This window comes from Sporosarcina limicola (assembly GCF_014873855.1).
GTDB lineage: Bacteria > Bacillota > Bacilli > Bacillales_A > Planococcaceae > Sporosarcina > Sporosarcina limicola.
In genome coordinates, this window is sequence record NZ_JADBEL010000005.1 from 92,603 (window position 1) to 111,521 (window position 18,919).

Annotated in this window: 19 protein-coding genes, 1 pseudogene and 1 riboswitch; of the genes and pseudogenes, 18 read left to right on the plus strand and 2 right to left on the minus strand. The window is 39.7% G+C overall.

Going from position 1 to position 18,919, the window contains the following annotated elements; genetic code table 11:
* The first annotated feature begins 412 nt into the window (after positions 1–412).
* From H4683_RS06615 to H4683_RS06625, 3 genes are all read left to right on the plus strand, one after another.
* Positions 413–769 carry a hypothetical protein gene (locus H4683_RS06615; protein WP_192598055.1) on the plus strand — a complete coding sequence of 119 codons (357 nt, stop codon included), beginning with the start codon at positions 413–415 and terminating at the stop codon, positions 767–769.
* A 556-nt stretch (positions 770–1,325) separates the two neighbouring features.
* Positions 1,326–1,496 carry a hypothetical protein gene (locus tag H4683_RS06620; RefSeq protein WP_192598056.1) on the plus strand — a complete coding sequence of 57 codons (171 nt, stop codon included), beginning with the start codon at positions 1,326–1,328 and terminating at the stop codon, positions 1,494–1,496.
* A 730-nt stretch (positions 1,497–2,226) separates the two neighbouring features.
* Entirely contained in the window at positions 2,227–3,048 is an 822-nt protein-coding gene (locus H4683_RS06625) for a hypothetical protein (RefSeq protein WP_192598057.1), read from the plus strand.
* A gap of 90 nt (positions 3,049–3,138) precedes the next feature.
* Here the strand turns inward: H4683_RS06625 and H4683_RS06630 are convergent.
* Positions 3,139–3,751, minus strand: a pseudogene (locus H4683_RS06630) (recombinase family protein).
* Between the two features lie 310 nt (positions 3,752–4,061).
* Between H4683_RS06630 and H4683_RS06635 the strand changes: the two are divergent.
* The 5 genes from H4683_RS06635 to H4683_RS06655 all read left to right on the plus strand — a co-directional run bounded on the left by H4683_RS06635 (position 4,062) and on the right by H4683_RS06655 (position 9,040).
* Positions 4,062–4,904 carry a tyrosine-type recombinase/integrase gene (locus tag H4683_RS06635; RefSeq protein ID WP_192598058.1) on the plus strand — a complete coding sequence of 281 codons (843 nt, stop codon included), beginning with the start codon at positions 4,062–4,064 and terminating at the stop codon, positions 4,902–4,904.
* Positions 4,905–5,104: 200 nt separating this feature from the next.
* Positions 5,105–5,728, plus strand: a complete 624-nt coding sequence (gene plsY, locus H4683_RS06640) for a glycerol-3-phosphate 1-O-acyltransferase PlsY (RefSeq protein ID WP_192598059.1) — start codon at positions 5,105–5,107, stop codon at positions 5,726–5,728.
* A 382-nt stretch (positions 5,729–6,110) separates the two neighbouring features.
* Positions 6,111–6,638, plus strand: coding sequence for a sigma-70 family RNA polymerase sigma factor (locus tag H4683_RS06645; protein ID WP_192598060.1), 528 nt, complete (start codon positions 6,111–6,113; stop codon positions 6,636–6,638).
* Positions 6,628–7,650 (plus strand): LCP family protein, encoded by a 1,023-nt coding sequence (locus H4683_RS06650; protein ID WP_192598061.1) that lies wholly within the window; start codon positions 6,628–6,630, stop codon positions 7,648–7,650. The genes H4683_RS06645 and H4683_RS06650 overlap by 11 nt, the downstream gene beginning before the upstream one ends.
* Before the next feature lie 358 nt (positions 7,651–8,008).
* Entirely contained in the window at positions 8,009–9,040 is a 1,032-nt protein-coding gene (locus tag H4683_RS06655) for a hypothetical protein (protein ID WP_192598062.1), read from the plus strand.
* A 228-nt stretch (positions 9,041–9,268) separates the two neighbouring features.
* Here H4683_RS06655 and H4683_RS06660 read toward each other — a convergent pair whose 3' ends face one another.
* Positions 9,269–9,814, minus strand: a complete 546-nt coding sequence (locus H4683_RS06660) for a GbsR/MarR family transcriptional regulator (protein ID WP_192598063.1) — start codon at positions 9,812–9,814, stop codon at positions 9,269–9,271.
* Positions 9,815–10,032: 218 nt separating this feature from the next.
* On the opposite strand from H4683_RS06660, the gene H4683_RS06665 reads away from it, so the two are divergent.
* From H4683_RS06665 to H4683_RS06710, 10 genes are all read left to right on the plus strand, one after another.
* Positions 10,033–11,295 carry a quaternary amine ABC transporter ATP-binding protein gene (locus tag H4683_RS06665; RefSeq protein ID WP_192598064.1) on the plus strand — a complete coding sequence of 421 codons (1,263 nt, stop codon included), beginning with the start codon at positions 10,033–10,035 and terminating at the stop codon, positions 11,293–11,295.
* Entirely contained in the window at positions 11,288–12,139 is an 852-nt protein-coding gene (locus tag H4683_RS06670; protein ID WP_192598065.1) for an ABC transporter permease, read from the plus strand. Before H4683_RS06665 ends, H4683_RS06670 begins: the two co-directional genes overlap by 8 nt.
* Complete coding sequence (locus tag H4683_RS06675; protein ID WP_275403065.1) at positions 12,136–13,041, plus strand: glycine betaine ABC transporter substrate-binding protein; 906 nt, start codon at positions 12,136–12,138, stop codon at positions 13,039–13,041. Before H4683_RS06670 ends, H4683_RS06675 begins: the two co-directional genes overlap by 4 nt.
* A 93-nt stretch (positions 13,042–13,134) precedes the next feature.
* A riboswitch (FMN riboswitch) is annotated at positions 13,135–13,282 on the plus strand.
* A 61-nt stretch (positions 13,283–13,343) separates the two neighbouring features.
* Entirely contained in the window at positions 13,344–14,426 is a 1,083-nt protein-coding gene (gene ribD / locus H4683_RS06680; RefSeq protein ID WP_192598066.1) for a bifunctional diaminohydroxyphosphoribosylaminopyrimidine deaminase/5-amino-6-(5-phosphoribosylamino)uracil reductase RibD, read from the plus strand.
* A 6-nt stretch (positions 14,427–14,432) separates the two neighbouring features.
* A complete protein-coding gene (ribE, locus tag H4683_RS06685) occupies positions 14,433–15,083 on the plus strand; it encodes a riboflavin synthase (protein ID WP_192598159.1) in 651 nt (216 codons plus the stop codon).
* A 14-nt stretch (positions 15,084–15,097) separates the two neighbouring features.
* Positions 15,098–16,291 carry a bifunctional 3,4-dihydroxy-2-butanone-4-phosphate synthase/GTP cyclohydrolase II gene (locus H4683_RS06690; RefSeq protein WP_192598067.1) on the plus strand — a complete coding sequence of 398 codons (1,194 nt, stop codon included), beginning with the start codon at positions 15,098–15,100 and terminating at the stop codon, positions 16,289–16,291.
* 12 nt (positions 16,292–16,303) lie between these two features.
* Positions 16,304–16,768: a 6,7-dimethyl-8-ribityllumazine synthase gene (gene ribH / locus H4683_RS06695; RefSeq protein ID WP_192598068.1), complete on the plus strand. Its 465-nt coding sequence runs from the start codon at positions 16,304–16,306 to the stop codon at positions 16,766–16,768.
* Between the two features lie 290 nt (positions 16,769–17,058).
* Positions 17,059–17,433, plus strand: a complete 375-nt coding sequence (locus H4683_RS06700) for an ASCH domain-containing protein (protein ID WP_192598069.1) — start codon at positions 17,059–17,061, stop codon at positions 17,431–17,433.
* An 8-nt stretch (positions 17,434–17,441) separates the two neighbouring features.
* On the plus strand, positions 17,442–17,885 hold the full coding sequence (locus H4683_RS06705) for a hypothetical protein (protein WP_192598070.1): 444 nt from the start codon (positions 17,442–17,444) through the stop codon (positions 17,883–17,885).
* A 157-nt stretch (positions 17,886–18,042) separates the two neighbouring features.
* Positions 18,043–18,894: a GNAT family N-acetyltransferase gene (locus tag H4683_RS06710; protein ID WP_192598071.1), complete on the plus strand. Its 852-nt coding sequence runs from the start codon at positions 18,043–18,045 to the stop codon at positions 18,892–18,894.
* Positions 18,895–18,919 lie beyond the last annotated feature (25 nt).

An 18,919-nucleotide genomic window follows, 5' to 3' on the forward strand; every position in this document is an offset into this window, starting at 1 on the left:
CCTGAGCCTCGTACGAAAAATGAATAAAAGTCTAGTCAAACAGCTGTATTAAGTCCCGAGCCTCGTACAGAAAAACAAAAAAGGTTTAGTTAAATAGTCGTTTTAAGTTCCAGGCTTCGCAATTTGACCATTGAGCTTCTCACGGAGCGGGTTAAGCTTCGCACGAATACAGGTACTCATAATATTAATCCGATATTTTTGCTATGGGATACACTAACAATTTACCACTTGGCATTGGAGAAGAGCAGGATTAGACTGTATAATACTAAATTAGGGAAAAGCAAAGACAAAGATCTTATTGACGCTTCTCCGTGATATATTCACGAAAGATTGCGGCAAAATAGAGCAGTCTATACTTTACTCAATTCATTATTTGAACGAATTAAAAGATAGGCAAACGGGGACCTAATATTTGGAATTGATTATGCGTTATATATTTAGCGCTGGTAAATCCTTAACTAAGTGCAACATCAATAAAATGATTCGTCAAATTGAAATAACTTATCCTGAAGGGAGTGAAGTGACCATGACATTGGCAGAAATGTGGATGGAGGAAGGCAGAGAAGAAGGTAGAGCAGAAGGCAGGGAAGAAGGTGGAGTAACGGCTTTATCCGAAACTGCGATTCAACTGTTGATTGAAAAGTTTGGGAAAGTTCCTCAAGACATGAAAGACGGCATCATGAATTCCGACATGGCTACTTTGAAAGTCGTATTGCTCAATATTTTTAGATACGAAAGTGTAGAGGATGTTCGAAGATATATTCAATAAAGCAGTTTACGAATCCGCTGTCACCTAACTAAAAACACTTATGGAATCATAATCATCATTGATTCTATGAGTGTTTTTTGCGAAGCTAACCAGTTATACTTTTTGCATATGCAGAAAGAGATCCGGCACAAATTTTCAGCCTTTGTATTCCTTGTTTAAAGGAGAAGTTAGGTAGACGTATTACACGTCCAAAAATTACTTTGGCATATTCAGAAGAGATACCTACGCATTTTACGCGAACTATATTAAAACCGGTTTTTCCTATCCAGGGGAGTGATTTTTTTGCATTCAAAAAGATATCGAAGGAATTTGAAGTACCTATTATGCAACAATCTATCGTGAAAGTTCAAGCAATCATGATTGCATGCTATGCATGTCCTGAAAATCACTTTTCCTAAAATTATTAATATCGTGTAAAAACCATTTGAGTTTTGGTGCGATAATATAAGACTAGCCAATCTGTTTAAATGTTTTGCTTTAAATAAAGGAATATCACTACTGATTACCGAACGATAGTACTATATGGCACATAATACTATTGTTGGAGGTTAAAGAGATGGACTTAGTGGAAATAGTTCAAGAATATAATGTGAATGGGAAAACACTTAAAGAAATACTGGCAACTGAATTCGAAGGCTATGAACCACTTTGGATGCATAACGGAAACACAGTAACATTTGTGAATAATGCTATGCCATTGATAAAAACTGAACCATTATACATGTGAGCACCCTGCGTGTATAAATGGAAAGTTGTAGATGATAAGGTTACGGCGATGAATTTGCAGGCGATGCAACTCACTCCAAGCTTGGCAGAAGTTTATTTTAAATATGTATTTTATTTACATTCTTTCGAAAAAAGTGAGTGAGGTTATAACTTCTTTGATTCATTTTTTATGTGTTTCTATTATCACAACCCCTGTGTTTTGACAACCTATGATTACAGCCAATGAAATGTACCACTCATGACATATTTTTTACCGCCAAATGACAATAAATATACCAGGAAACGACAGGCTGTTTACCAACTCATACCATTGTATAATTGATACCTGCTTGCGAGAGATAAGGATACACAATGATTGGTGGAGGCTACCGATTCTTCCTCTTACAACTTTATACATTGAGGGGCGGGCATGATCGTCTTGGCGGGGCAAGTCAGCCGCGTAGTGCTGACTTCCTGGCTTGGGACTGATGCCCGTAGAGGCTCCGTGTCAAGTTGTTATCCAGCGCATTCCGCTTTAAGGTCGTACTGAAATTGCTTTATTCCCCAGCTGGTATGCGTCTCCACGTGTTGATACGTACAGTGGCATTACGTGGTAAGTTTCATGACGATAAATGGTGAAAAATTGTCTCGAGTGATGAAATCGAGTAGCCGTATTCATTCTAAAAAGAGAAGTTTAGATGTTAGAATATTTAAGTCGATGGAAGAAGTAGTGAATAGAGAGGAGTAAAAAAATGGCGCATGTAATTGATTTTCGTTCTGCTGACGCACTTTATCAATCTTTTGAAGAACTATGGGGCGTTATAAAATCGACCATCGAGATATATAGACATGAAAACAACAATGAGTGTTACATAAATGACTTTCTAGATGAGTGTGGTATCGACATTGAGGCTGTATTGGAACAAGATATTTGGTTAAAAGGGCTTCATGTTACAACAAGCTGTACCGACTGCCAAACGATTAGAGAAATGGGTTTGTTGAATTTAACAGAATCGGTGACACAAGAGACTGAACTGAAACAGTTCTTACAAGCGCATGGAATAGAAATTCACTTAGCAACGAAAACCGTTCGATGTGGCGACCACATCATTACGTTACAAGCAGAGCGTGGTGGGGATATGGAGCAAGAGTGGATACATCATAAGCTCTTTAAAGACTTTTATATCAATGCATTTTTATTTAAGGAAAATCCGCTTGATTATAGCAATATTCGAGAGTGTCCAGAATTTCTATCAAAGCTAGATGAACGAATCAAAGATGAACTAGGTATCCATCTTGATTTAAAGAAGAAATGGATGCGGTTATCCGATTGCTACATCTTAGAGATACAATTCCCTTCCGAGCAACTGCATGTCGAAAATATACAATGTTTTTTTCGTAAGTATCATGCTGACTTAAGCGACAGAGAGGAACAAATAGAGCGCTTAAAATGGATAATTAAAACGATGTTTTATGGTATTAAGTATAGTGGAGGTTCTGAAATTACAATTCTCCTTGAAGATGACTATGTAGTACCACCACAAGACATTACGATTCACAATGCCCAACAATAGTAAGTAACCGAACCAACTAATATTGCGGGATTAATTAGAATGCTCTGCAACTGAATTAAACAACTTTATTATCTCTAGACATGTACAGTATTATTTCATTTCCAGTATCTCGTACTCTTTAACCATCTTATAAAATGATGTTTTCTTCATACGGGCTTCTTCCATGGCTTTTACTGCCGTGATCTCTTTAGCTTTCCATTTATTATAGGCTTGTAAAAATTCTTCCGTTATTTGATGCGAAGGACGACCAAATCTAATACCATTGGACATGGCTGAATCAATACCTTCACGTTGCCGTTTACGAATACGTTCCCGTTCATCTTCTGCTATCCAAGACAAAACTTGAAGAATGAGGTCGGAAATAAATGTCCCAATACTGTCTTTGTGTTTTGTGGTTTCTAACAAAGGCATGTCCAAAACAACAATATCAACGCCAATTTCCTTTGTCAGTTCTCTCCACTCATTTAAAATGTATTCCTTGTTGCGTCCGAACCGGTCAAGTGAGTGAATATAGAGAAGTATCACTTTTCCTCATCATTCTCTTCATCAATTGATAATTCTCCCGGTCAAAGTTCTTCCCCGATTGTTTATCCACGAATATATCTCGATCACCAATTCCTATTTCTTTCATCGATTCAATCTGTCGATTCTCATTTTGATCTTTTGCGCTTACTCGGACATAGCCAAACTTTCGAGATTCCAAAATAGAACACCCCTTGAAGAACGTTTGTTTCTTATAGTTTACATATCCGTTCGGGAAGTCGCAAATAAATGGGTGAACGTTCGAAAATGGTTTTAATATGTCTACGAATGATATTTTGTTGTGTATTTCATTTTTAAAAGGGTGTTCGTAAAGGTGTACTTTTACGAACCGAAATATATTGATATTTCTTTTGCAGATTTAGTGAGAATGGTAAAGCATCTGTCTTTTTTTTCGATTGTTGAATAAAGGTTGTATAAAAAATCCATACTAAGATCAATTTAATTGATTAATAGTATAGGAGTGTGAAAATATGTTATTAACGGTAGCATGGGCAAAGTATCAGTCTGATAAAAGAATTGAAGGTTATTCCCCTCTTACACTGAAAACGTATGGATTTCAATGTAATCTTTTAAAGCGTTATTTCGGTGATATCAAGATGAGTGAGCTTACAACGGAAAACCTAAAACAATACCTTGGCGAATCTTGCGGACATTTGAAGCCTTCTAGTTTGGGGCATCGGATACGATTCATTAAGTCGTTGCTTAAATGGACACATGAGGAAGGTATTATCCTGAAAAATCCAGCCGCAAAATTAAAAGAGCCAAAGTTAGGCAAGCGGATTCCAAAGTTTCTTTCAAAACATGAAATCGAGCACTTACGAGAAGGGTGCCATACATCAATGGAAAAAGCCATATTTGAATTTTTTTATTCGACAGGCTGTCGTATTGGGGAAGTTGCGAAATTAAATAGAGATGATATTAATTTCATGGAAAACTCGGTAATTGTGCTTGGTAAAGGTGATAAGGAAAGAGAAGTTTATTTTAATATCCGCTGTGCGATTTGGTTGGAAAGGTACTTAGGGGAGGGTGACGATGACGAACCGGGCTTGTTTGTCACAGAGCGTAGACCCAAGAGGCGTATGAGCATAGATACCCTGAGATACATTGTTAAACGTATTTCAAACCGTGCTGGTATGAAAAAACCGATACACCCCCATCAATTACGTCACAGTTATGCGACGCATATGGTAGATAACGGAGCACCCCTTGAAGTAGTTCAAAGCCTTCTAGGTCATGAAAAAAGTGAGACAACAAGAATTTATGCTCATTTAAGCGGAAAGTTAAGACATGACTTTTATAGTAAGTATTTTTGAATCGTGCAAGGTCGTTGAATACTCGCAATGCGGTATCAATACAGAAACTTTTCTGTTAATATTTGAGTGAGGTAGAAAACCGTGAAAATTAAACAGTCTTGTGCAACAATCGGGCCAGATTGTGGAAGAGTCAAAGGGTATTGGCTATGGTTGAGTCCTATATAGTTGAAGATATAATAAATTAATCCGGGGGGGGAGTAATGATTGATATTTTAAAGCTTTTTGCGGCCTTAATTTTGGGATACCTTTTAGGGAGTCTTAATACAGCAGTGATTGTAGGAAAAATATATGGTAAAGACATAAGAAGCCACGGAAGCAAAAGCGCCGGTCTTACCAATACTTTGAGGGTTCTCGGTAAAACTGCAGCGATATTTGTACTTGTTGGAGATATATTAAAAGGGGTAATTGCTTGTCTAATAGGATTGTTACTTCCCGTATACTTTTATTCGGGAGTAGCTATGGATTCCGTAAGCCTTTTAGTAGCAGGCGCCGGGGCAGTTATAGGGCATAATTGGCCAATATATTTTAAGTTTAAAGGGGGAAAGGGCGCACTTACAGCAGTGACTGTCCTGTTTATGGCTGACTGGGTTATGGGCCTTCTATGCATTGGCTTTTTTGTGATAATAATAGCTTTAACACGTTATGTTTCTTTAGGTACTATATGCGCCATAATGCTTATTGTGGCTATTTCATTTATTCCTGTATTTGAGCATACCTTATATTTTAATATATTTGCCTGCGTAATGGCTCTTACAATTATTTTTAAGCATATGAAAAATATACAAAGGCTGCTTTCAGGAACCGAAAATAAACTTACTTTTTGATTTTTTTTGCTCGTTGAGCATCTCCCTTGCTCCTCAATCGGGCGCGGTTCTAGAGTAAGGGCCTGCGCCTATTCAGTATCAAGGCCAATTGGGGGAATAGGATATTTATAGATATATACCGTTATAGGGTATGGTGGAATTCAATTTAATGATAAAATCAAACTATTAAAACTTGTTTATGGTAATGTTATCGAAGATTCGCAAAGTAAAGCATCTTAAACGATGCTTTTTTATATGTGAAAATGTAATGGAAATTAATTGTCGCCAATAATAAAGAGCATCATTGTAAGTTTGATAATTATTTTTAACAAATTGAACCTATTGTGATTTGCTAATCGTCTAATAGGAGAATTTGAGTTAGGTTGAAAGAGAGGGTAGTAGAATGGACAAAACAGAAAAAGACTTTATTTTAGAAAATATGATGATCGAATATGGTAACGAGTTGGTACGATTGGCATATTCTTATGTGAAAGATACCGAGATTGCTAAGGATATGGTTCAAAATACGTTTATCAAATGCTACAAAAACTTGGATTCGTTTCGAAATGACGCACAATTTAAAACATGGCTCTATCGTATAACCATTAACGAATGTAAAGATTACTTAAAAAGTTGGAATTACAAAATGGTCCAAGTAAAAAGTTTTATGAATGAAACGGCAAGGTCCATATCTCCATCAGTAGAAAAAACTATTATTGATAAATACAATAGCGAAGAAATGAAAGACACAATCTTTTCTATTCCAAAAGTATATCGAGAAGTGGTTTTTCTATACTACTATGATTCATTAAATTCAGAAGAAATTGCTACTGTTTTAGATATTCCAGTTAATACAGTGAAAACCCGATTAAGAAGAGCAAAGCAAAAATTACAGTCGATGATAAAGGAGGAAGAATTCAATGGAAGATAAACGATTAGGAGTAAAGTTTACTAATAAGACCATTCAAGAACTAAGATTTACGAAAGAAGACCGTAATGAAGTATTTGAACAAATTCATAAACTGGAGAAAAAGAATAATACACAAAAGAAATCTTTTGTTTCTTCTTCAAAAAAATTCGCCCCACTTACAGTTTCTTTATTAGTGGTAGGCTTGTGTATATTTTTGTTTATTCCCTCGATTCTTCCTGGAAGCTTTATTAATGAAAATAAGGAAACTAATGCAAATAATTCAACTAATGTAAGTGGATCGGTATTTCAAGAAGACGAGTTTTTAACTACTCTATTAACGGTGAAAGATGATAATAATAGAATACCTATTAACCTTTTACTTACTTATAGTAAAGATAAAAGGATGATGAAAGCTCTATCGATCCCCCGTGATACTTATGTTCCTATATTGGATAAAAATGATAGAACTACTCCATATGATAAATTGTCACATGCTTATGTTAACGGTTCGGGAGGAGCTGAAGATGTAAGAACAGCACTTTCTAACCTATTTGACTTAACAATTGATTATTATGCTGTTATGGATTTAAAAACCTTTTCAACAATGATTGATTCAGTGAATGGTATCGATTACGACTTGCAAGAAGATATTCGAGTAAGAGCAATATCTACAGTGGCATTTGAATTCAAAAAGGGGACGCATCGTTTGAATGGAGAAGAGGTTGTGGCACTACTGATGGATGCTACAGTGGGAAGAAGCTTGGGTGAAGAGGACCAATTAAACCTCATCAATGCAGTTATAAATCAAACAATAAACGTATTACCACAAACACAATTAAAACAATTTACTACTAAAATAGAAGGAAATATTCCAATTGAACAATTGTTTGAGAATAAAATGGAACTTCCCTCGATACAATCGGTATCATTAATCGATGGAATGATAGGTGCAAGGATAGATGAGGCTTACTATATTAAATTTAAAAAGGAATTTTTAAATTCTGTTTCAGAAGAGTTAACCACATTTAACTAAATATAAAACGAGAAATTTTGTAAAGACATTAATGAAATACCAAAAACTGTTATGGATATAATTTTATACCTAATCGAGTAGGAGGCTAATCATTAATTAGCCGAGCTCTCACACCACTTATCCCGACTTCTGCATTATTGCGAGAGCTATATAAATGTGCTCAAGAAAAACTTTATGTTGGTTTTAATTGCATTGGTTTTGTTAATCCCAACTTTTTTCATTTGGGCTGGTATTCCATTCTTTATCATCGGTAGTACAGTTGCAAGTACAACCAATAGTAAAATCTTTGTTTATTTAGGTTTTATAGGTTTTATAAGCGGAAAACGAAAGTGTGTGAAAAGAAAGGATGGTTAGTCAGATGAAAACTTTATTGTTACACTTTACAAAGCCTATTTATACCATTGTCGGAATTATGTTTCTCGTCTTGTTGACAGCATGTAGCGCAACAGATGATGTTAGTGTATTAGCTGTACAACAAACTCAGACCGAAACAGTTGTACCGGAAAAATCGCAAACGACGGCACTTGAACCACCGTCGTTTGATGATTACGAGGGGTACATAAATTATATTTCCGATATACCTTCATTTGAGCCCTACTATAAAACCGTGTTTGCTTTTGAAGAGCTTTCAGATGGTGTAGCAAGTGTGCCGATTGAAGAAGTAAAGGCTATGTATGATGAAATGAAAACGGTTTTTGATTATGTTCTTGTGAGTGATAATCCTTTAGCCTATAGGGGATATTATGAGGGTGATACAAGTTTTGTGGATGGATATGAACGGTATCAAAACGCCGATGTTGACATGAAGATTTCAAACCCAGTTAATGTTGTTTACAGCGATCGGGGAGGCAGTGAAATTATGACAACGCCATTAAAGACGGTTTTATTAGGTGAGAGTATTTTCAATCGCTTCGATAGCAGTATTGAGGAGGGCAGAAACCTTCAGATGTCTGATTTTACACTTGCGGCACCGAACGAACCAATTAGTGTTGTGTTGGGAAATGCATATAAGGATATTTATGAACTCGGTGATATTTTTTCCTTGGAATTGATTTCTGAAGTAATGGATTTTAAAGTCGTTGGTTTTTATAAGTCAGGCATTGGTTTTTCAATGGATGTTGGTGCGCTAAAACATGTGAACTTTGATCACACCATCGTTATGCCGCATTTTATACCTGAATACGAACCTGTTGGCGAGGCAGCTGTTTTTCAACATGCTTTTCATATTGCCGAATTGACATCGGGCTATATTAGTATTCCAGAGTCGGTCGAGAAAATAAACGATGATACCTATGACCATACAGTGGCAATTATGGAAGAAATGGCGGAGCGGAATAATCTTTCCGGTCTCTATAAAATTCCACATTGGCCGGTGGGATTTGTTTGGTAAGACGGCGAAAGCGGCTATCAGTATAAAAAAGTTATTTGTAACTATATATGTTGAACTTATGATTTTCCCGTAATCTCCAGCGAAGGCATCCCCAAGCGCCGAGCGTTGTTAGTAGGGTTCTTTATTTCAACATATATAGCTGAAGAGCAATAATTGACAACCATATAAATCAATAAAAAAGACGGCACACAGGATTAGTTTACCCTGTATGCCGTCTTTTTTATATCATCAATCCTTAGAACTGTCCTTCATCGGTACAAAGTTAAAAATATCATGACTCTCAAATACATCAACAAGACGATCTAGCCATTCAAAATAATCTCGGATATAAACCAGTTTCGCGATGTCCAATTGTGCATCTTGTTTTACTTCCTCAATCACAGTAGGATCATTCACCAGACTTTCCAATTCCGCCAAGGACTTTCTAATCGAAACAGAGTGAAGTGAAATAGATCTTCGCCACTTAATTGAAAACAAATCGATGAAGCTTTGATACCAATCATCTGTCGCTTGGTAGAGATCTTTGCGGACGCCTTTTTTCCACGCACGCTCCACTAATTTCAAATCAGTTAATGCTCTGACTGATGTACTCATACTCGTTTTGCTCATTCCGAGTTCTTCGGTCATATCATCCAATGTCAACGGTTCATTATGAAAAAACATCGTGCCATACTGTCTGCCGACAGAAGGTGAGAGACCGTAAAGATGTATGTTTTGTGCAATAGTCTCTATAATTCGCTCACGGGTTTTATTTAGTTTTTCAGTACCGTCCATAAACGTGTTCCCTCCACTGCCATTAGCTAACTTTAGCGTTAACTAGCCACTTTCTTATAGCGTATTCTATCTAGTTTAAAAAAGCAATTTATAATTATTTTAGTTTGTACAGTTTTTTCCGTTCAAACGATTTAATTGGTTAAAACGGTTGTAATGCAAATTTGTTAGGGCTATACTAGTAGACATTCGCAAGTTTTGAAACTGTAAGGAGTGGACGCATGAGTGAGCAAATAGCCATTAAAAAAATTGAAGTGATCAATACGACGAAAATTTTCGGCAAGAATAGTAAGCGGGCGGCACAGCTACTAGGCGAAGGTAAAACAAAGAGTGAGATTTTGAAAGCAACTGGCGCAACTGTTGGTGTGAAAAATGCATCCTTCGATGTATATGAAGGTGAAATATTCGTCATCATGGGCTTGTCGGGAAGTGGGAAATCGACACTGGTTAGGTTATTAAACAGGTTGATTGATCCAACGATGGGCACGATCCTATTAGACGGTGAAAATATTGTCAGGATGAATAAAGAACAGCTTCGTGAAGTAAGACGTAAAAAAATCGGTATGGTCTTTCAAAACTTTGCACTCTTTCCCCACAAAACGATTCTTGAAAATGCAGAGTACGGCTTGGAAATCCAAGGGGTTGCGAAGGCAGAACGTCAAGCCAAAGCAAAAGAATCCTTAGCGTTAGTCGGACTTGCAGGGTATGAAGATCAGTTTCCAAGTCAATTGAGCGGAGGAATGCAGCAGCGCGTGGGTCTAGCTAGGGCGCTTGCCAATGGTCCGGATATTTTATTGATGGACGAAGCGTTCAGTGCACTTGACCCGCTCATTCGTAAAGATATGCAAGATGAGCTCTTACAACTTCATCATGATATGGGGAAAACAATAATTTTCATTACCCATGATCTGGACGAAGCGCTTCGTATTGGAGACCGTATCGCTTTGATGAAAGACGGGGATATCGTTCAAATTGGGACACCGGAAGAAATATTGATGAGTCCATCGAACGAATATGTAGAACGCTTTGTCGAAGACGTGGATCTTTCCAAAGTATTGACAGCGGGTCATATTATGAAAAAAGCGGATACGGTTCAGGTCGATCGTGGAGCGAGGGTAGCACTTCGTATGATGAAACAGCTCGGGATATCTTCAATTTATGTTGTTGACAAGGCAAACCGTCTTTTAGGTGCAGTCACTGCTCAAGATGCTGGTTCAGCTATTGAAACAGGGAAGTTACTTGAAGAAATAATGATTTCTGACCTTCCGATGATTCCTCCAGATACCGTACTGACTGATCTTTTTGATATCGTATCGACAGCTGTTATCCCAGTTGCAGTCGTAGATGAAAATAAAAGGCTACAGGGAATTATTATTCGTGGTGCACTGATTGGCGCATTATCAGGTGACAATCAGTTTATAAATAATAACGGAAATTTCGATTCTGATGAACAAACGGATACGGAGGTGAAGACAGATGGATAAACTTTTACCTCGATTGCCATTTGCAGAATGGATTGACGCTGGTGTCGATTGGCTTGTAGTGACTTTTGGTGCGTTGTTTGACGGGATTGCAGATTTCCTTAAAGGTATTGTTGAAGGGTCAGTGGAGTGGCTCGATATGGTGCCATCCATTTTACTTGCCGTGCTGTTTGCCTTGCTCGCGTGGTTCATTTCCACCCGGCGCATTGCTTTATTCACATTAATCGGCTTGCTGTTTATCGATTACTTGGGCTACTGGCACCCGATGTTGCAAATGCTTGCGCTTGTACTCACCTCTGTGTTCTTCGCGTTGGTGATTGGAATTCCGGTAGGCATATGGGGTTCGCAACAAGCGACAGCCCGTAAAATTATTAATCCGATATTGGATCTCATGCAAACCATGCCAGCATTTGTCTATTTGCTGCCAGCGATATTCTTTTTCAATATCGGTGTTGTTCCAGGTGTCGTGGCGTCAGTCATTTTTTCAATGCCGCCCACAATCCGTTTGACAATGCTTGGTATTCAGCAAGTACCAAAGGATTTGATTGAAGCAACGGAAGCATTCGGTTCGACGACTTGGCAAAGGTTGAGCAAGGTGCAAATTCCACTTGCCAAACCGACAATCATGGCAGGTGTCAATCAAAGCATCATGCTGGCCTTATCGATGGTAGTCATCGCTTCGATGGTTGGTGCACCAGGGCTTGGTCAAAAAGTGTATCAGGCTGTAACACAATTGAAAACGGGCGTTGGTTTTGAGACCGGACTGTCCATCGTAATCGTTGCCATCATCCTTGACCGGATTACGCAACATGCAGGAAAGAAAAAACAAGGGGGAACTACATTATGAAATTGACTAAAAAAGTTTTAGGACTTGGAGCTGTCGCTCTACTCGCAGTCGGACTTGCCGCATGTGGTAATGATGACAAGAAAGAAACAGGTAAAGAAGAGACGAAATCTGTCGGCGAATCACTTAATTATAAAATCACAGGTATTGACCCAGGCGCAGGTATTATGGAAGCAACTGAAAAAGTGATTGAAGAATACGAACTCAAGGATTGGGAACTTACAACGGGGTCAGGTTCTGCAATGACAGCATCTTTGAAAAAGGCTTATGATAAAGAACAACCGATCATCGTGACAGGTTGGACGCCGCATTGGAAATTTGCGAAGTACGATTTGAAGTATCTTGAAGATCCAAAAGGTGTGTATGGTGGGGAAGAACAGATTCGTACGATTGGTAGACTTGGATTAGCGGATGACCTACCAGAAGCACATAAGATCTTATCACAGTTCAAATGGACTGAAGAAGATATGGGTGAAATAATGGTAGCGATTCAAGACGGTGAAAAAGAGGATGTAGCAGCACAAAATTGGGTTGATGCAAACAAAGATAAAGTAGCTGAATGGACAAACGGCGTAGAAAAAGTGGACGGAGACAAAGTCAATCTTGCCTATGTTGCATGGGATAGTGAAATTGCTAGCCATAATGTTATGACAATCGTTTTAGAAGATATGGGTTTCAAAGTCACGTTAACACAGGTCGAAGCGGGTCCGCTGTGGACGGCTGTCGCTGATGGTAGTGTAGATGCTTCACTTGCAGCTTGGATGCCGGTGACACATAAAACATATGCCGATAAGTTCGAAGGTGAATTTGAGGAGCTCGGCGTCAATATGGAAGGTGTCAAAATTGGTCTTGTGGTACCGGAGTATATGGATATCAAGTCAATTGAAGATTTGAATAATAAGTAAAATTCTCTATGAGACTCAGTCCCGTTCAATCGGGCTGAGTCTTTTTTGATTTAATCAAAGAATTATGCTAACTTAAAATAGGTACGCATAAACATACTCTTCGGGGCAAGGTGAAATTCCTTACCGGCGGTGATCGAGCAATGCTCGTCAGTCCGTGACCCGTCCTTCCTTTTAATAGAAGGCGGTGGAGCTGGTGTAATTCCGGCGCCGACAGTTAGAGTCTGGATGGGAGAAGTTGTTTGGATATGCGTGCCATGCCCACATTGTTCTGCCCTCTAGTATTTTTGAAAGGGGGAATGGCAATGGACCATGAATTTTATATGAAACTAGCTCTTGACCTGGCAGGGACAGCAGAGGGACAAACCTCACCGAATCCACTAGTCGGCGCTGTATGTGTAAAAGATGGACAAATCATCGGGACAGGTGCGCATTTGAAAGCAGGGACTCCACATGCTGAAGTGCATGCACTAACGATGGCAGGCACGCAATCGGTCGGCGCGGATCTTTACATCACGCTTGAACCCTGTGCTCACATCGGGAAAACACCCCCGTGTACGGACCTCATTCGTAAGAGAGGAATCTGTCGTGTTTTCGTCGCGTCCATCGATCCGAACCCTTCCGTCAATGGAAAGGGCATCAGGCTTCTTCAAGATGCCGGGATTGAAGTAATAACCGGCCTATTACAGGAAGAGGCAGAGCAATTGAACAGGGCATTTTTTCATTTCATCAACTACGGAAAACCATACGTCACCTTGAAAGCAGCCACAACGCTCGATGGCCGCCTTTCAACGCAGACTGGGGACAGCAAATGGATTACATCGAATGCTTCAAGAAATGATGTCCATCACCTCCGCCATATCCATGACGCAATTTTGGTCGGCGTACAAACCGTTCTTCACGATAACCCTTTCCTCACCACCCGTTTGCCCCATGGTGGAAAGAACCCAATTCGTATTATTCTAGACCGGTATCTCAGGACGCCTAAAACAGCAAATATCGTCACAGACGGTGCTGTCGAAACAATTATTTTTACACTCGATTCAGACAAGTCCAGAACGGTCTTTTTTGAACATCCCTTCGTTTCGATTGAAAGGATTTCTGAAACAGCCCCTTTTTTGGAGGAAGTACTAAATCATCTTGCAAGGAGAGGAATCATGACGTTGTTCGTTGAGGGCGGCAGTCGTGTCCATTCAAGTTTCATTAACGCGGGACTCGCGGATGAACTGTATTTGTACATGGCTCCAAAATTGATTGGCAACGGCAGTTCTTTATTCATTGATGAAAAGCGGAATCTCATGGCGGACAGTGAATCACTCCGCTTATTGGATGTGCGACAAATCGGCGAGGACGTCCGGCTGCATGCCCGCTTTTTGAAGGAGGAATGATTGTTCTTGTTCACAGGAATCGTAGAAGAAATCGGTACAGTGGCAGCGGTTCAACAAGATTCGAACTCGTTTAAACTATCAATACGCTGCAAAAAAGTACTCGAAGATGTCAAAAAAGGGGACAGTATCGCAGTAAATGGTGTCTGTCTGACTGTCTCAGATTTTTCGACCCATCAATTCACAGCGGATGTCATGCCTGAAACAGTCAAAGCGACGACGCTTCACACGCTCCGTCTTGGAAACCGATTGAATCTGGAACGTGCAATGGCCGCAAATGGTCGTTTTGGCGGCCATTTTGTAAGTGGGCATGTTGATGGAACCGGAGAAATTATCGCAATCCGTCAAAAAGAGAACGCCATCTATATGGAAATTGATATTGTTAGCGAATACTTGAACTATTTCATTCCAAAAGGTTCCGTCACAGTGGATGGGACCTCACTTACAGTCTTTGGCGTAACTAAAAAAGGATTCATCATTTCACTAATCCCCGTTACGCAGGAAGATTCCATAATCGGACGAAAACGGATTGGCGAAAAAGTGAATGTCGAATGTGACATACTTGCAAAGTATATGGAACGATTGATAACGACCGATAAAGGGAAGCCCGCTGGCAGTCTGACGATGGATTCACTTGCTGCGAGTGGGTTTCTCGACTAAAGGAGGCGGCATAGTTGTTCACTACAGTGGAAAAAGCAGTTGAAGAACTAAAAAAAGGAAAAGCAATCATCGTCGTGGATGATGAAGACCGTGAAAACGAGGGAGACTTTGTTGCGCTGGGCGAATTTGCTACACCAGAAATGATTAACTTCATGGCGACGGAAGGACGCGGACTTATTTGCGTGCCAATCGAGGAAGAAAAAGCAAATCAGCTTGAGCTTGGACTTATGACGGAAAAAAATAGCGATGCACATGGAACTGCTTTTACAATCAGCATCGACCATTCGGATTGCCATACTGGGATCTCGGCATTTGAACGTTCTGAAACGATTTTGGCGATGCTTGCCAATGATGCCCGTCCGTCCGGTTTCAGAAGACCAGGTCACATATTTCCATTAATCTCGAAGTCAGGTGGTGTATTGAAACGGGCTGGACATACTGAAGCGGCTGTTGACTTGGCAAAACTGGCAGGTGCAGAACCTGTCGGCGTCATTTGTGAAATCATGAACGTCGACGGTACGATGGCGAGAACCGTGCAATTGAAAGAAATTGCGGAGCGCTTTGATCTTGTTATTTTGACAATCCAAGACTTGATTGCGTATCGCAGGAAAAATGAAAAGCTGATAGAACGCATTGTTGATGTGCATTTACCAACAGATTTTGGGGAGTTTAAAGCGGTCACCTATATTGAAAAACTGACCGAGCGGGAACATATCGCTTTGGTAAAAGGTGATATCCGCGATGGCGAAAACATACTTGTCCGAGTCCACTCGGAATGTCTGACAGGTGATGTCTTCGGTTCGTGTCGCTGTGATTGTGGCCCACAGTTGCATGCTGCGCTTGCCCAGATTGAAAAAACGGGCAGGGGCGTCCTGTTATATATGCGTCAGGAAGGGAGAGGTATAGGCCTTGTCAATAAAATGAAAGCCTATAAACTCCAAGAAGAAGGATACGATACAGTCGAAGCAAATCAGAAATTAGGATTTCCGGATGATCTTCGGGATTACGGGATTGGTGCACAAATCTTAAGGGATATAGGGTTGACATCCATTCATCTACTAACAAATAACCCACGGAAAATCGCAGGACTTGCTGGACATGGCTTAGAAGTAACAGAGCGTATTCAAATTGAAATGCCAGTTAAAGAAGAGAATAAAGTATACATGGAAACGAAAAAAGAAAAACTGGGGCATCTATTGCAAAGTTAAGGGGGATTTATAATGGGAACAGTTTTTGAAGGACATTTGGTGGGAACAGAATTAAAAATTGGGATTGTTGTTTCTAGGTTCAATGAATTTATTACAGGAAAGTTATTGAGTGGAGCTGAAGATGCGCTACGTCGCCATGGTGTCGATGATCGCAATGTTGACATCGCTTGGGTGCCTGGTGCTTATGAAATTCCACTTGTAGCGAAGAAAATGGCTGCAACAGGAAAGTATGACGCGGTCATTACACTAGGGACAGTAATCCGAGGAGCAACACCCCATTTTGACTATGTTTGCAGTGAAGTCGCCAAAGGGGTGGCTGCCATTACTATGCAAGAAGGCATTCCCGTCATCTTCGGTGTCCTGACAACAGATACAATTGAACAGGCGATTGAACGTGCCGGAACGAAGGCTGGCAATAAAGGCTGGGATGCGGGAACCGCGGCGATTGAAATGGCGAATTTACTGAAAACATTCTAAAGGCTTCACCCTTAATTGAACTACTTGGTTAGAATGCTCAGTAGAGTCACTCATTCAATCGTGAAAGTTTAAACTACCATATTTGTTTTAATTAACGTAATTGTTTGAGGTGCGTTGATTACTTTAAAAGGTTGGTGTCGTTCCGGGATCAATGAACGGCTTATTGACAACCGATAGTGAATATAATATGGTAATCTTAGTGATTAGGCTCATGTTCCTTACGAGGACTGGGCCATTTTTTTGTTTCGTTCTAGGCTTCACGTTTCTCGCAATTAGTTAGGGAAAGCGGTATGATAGAAGCAGAAGCTATTCTAAGAAATGGAGTGATTGATTTGACTGAATTCCCTAAAAAAACATGTTCGATTGAACGGCTTGTTACGATTCCCGCAGATGTGAAGAAAGTGTTGGATGGCCAAAAAACGGCGACAAGACGGAATGGTGTCTATGCGTATCCTGAAGAAATTATGGTTCTTGATGGCAAAGAGTTTAGAGTCGACGCGCTATATAAACAGACCCTTGGGGAAATGACGGACGAGCATGCGAAGCACGAAGGTTATGCGAATATGGAGGAGTACAAACAATCGATTCTTGCCATGCATGAAAAAATGCCTTGGTTGCCGACGATGAGTGTATGGGTACACGAATATAGTCCGGTCCAGAAATGATGTTCTGAATGATACTGGACATCTATGGTACAATCATATTTCTGCACGTCGTCAGTGCTGTACTTTCCATAGGTCCATTATTCATCCTGATGCCAATCATTAAACGGTTGCGTGGCGTTGAAACTGAAATTGAAAAAGTATATTTGTCTATTATCAATGTCATCATCCGTGCCGTGATGCATGCAGGCCATGTCCTCGTTTTCACAGGCGTGCTTCTAATCATTCTTGGGCCTTGGCCATGGTATACTTCCTGGGTTGTTATGACACTTGCTGTTATGTTGCTTTCCGCAGTTTTTCTTGCAAAAGGTTTTACATTTGTACTTCGTAGATTTCACGACCCTAAACAAGATAAAAATGCAATCCTTAATAGTTTGAACAGAACGTCTTGGATCTATATTGGTCTTATGCTCATAATGCTTTGGCTTATGGTGCAAAAACCGATGTTTTGGTGAAGCCCAATTGGTATACATAGAAAAAGATATGCATGTTTTTAGTGCATATCTTTTTTATTGTTGTCGATTCTTTTTGTTGAAATGAAAAAGTGCTACATACAATAAGCTCAATATACTGTAAAATTGATATAAATACAGAAATGGGGGTTTTTGAGACATGGAGTTTAAACTGTATGAAGATGTACATGAATTCGCTTTGAAGGCAGAGCCGATTTTAGCAGACAGAGAAGATGTATATAGTCTCTTCTTTGGTGTTTTGCAGGCGATTAAAGCAGGTCGATATGATAAGCCGTTTATGGCGACAATTGAAGAGCGTGGAGAAGTACTGGCTTTATGCCAAATGACGTCTCCACATCCGCTTAATCTAATTGTTGTCGATGAAAATCGCTTGGATGAAAGTGTGGATTTATTGATAAAAAGTTTAGTTGATTTTGAAATTAATTCTGTCATCAGTCTAAAACCATGGGTGTACCGCTTTGCAGAGAAATGGCAAGTGGAAACGGGCATGGATCATCAATTGCTAATGGATCAAGGATTGTATCGCTTGGATAGGGTCAATGAATCGCTTGAACAAAGTCCTGGTTCTTGGCGTTACGCGGGAGAAAGCGACTGTCCGCTAATTGAGAAATGGTTCAATTTGTTTGAAGAAGATTCAGGACTTCCGATTACTGCGGCGGAAGAAGTGACAAAGCGTATCGCGTTGTTCATCGCCGAACAGGAGGTATTTCTCTGGGAGCATGATGGGGAAGTCGTATCTATGATGAAAAAGGCACGACCTACAAAACAGGGCGTAACCGTTTCTCTTGTTTTCACGCCGAAAGAGAAACGTAGAAAAGGGTATGCCCGGACGATGGTTGCTGCCGGCACGAAGGAGCTTCTCAAAGCGTATGACTTTTGTGTGCTGTACACAGATTTATTGAATCAGACATCGAATAAGATCTACCAAGAAATAGGCTACGAACGGATTGCGGATTCTGTTCATCTGGGCTTTGTACAATCGAATGAGTAGAATAGAAAAACGGATGAATCTCTTT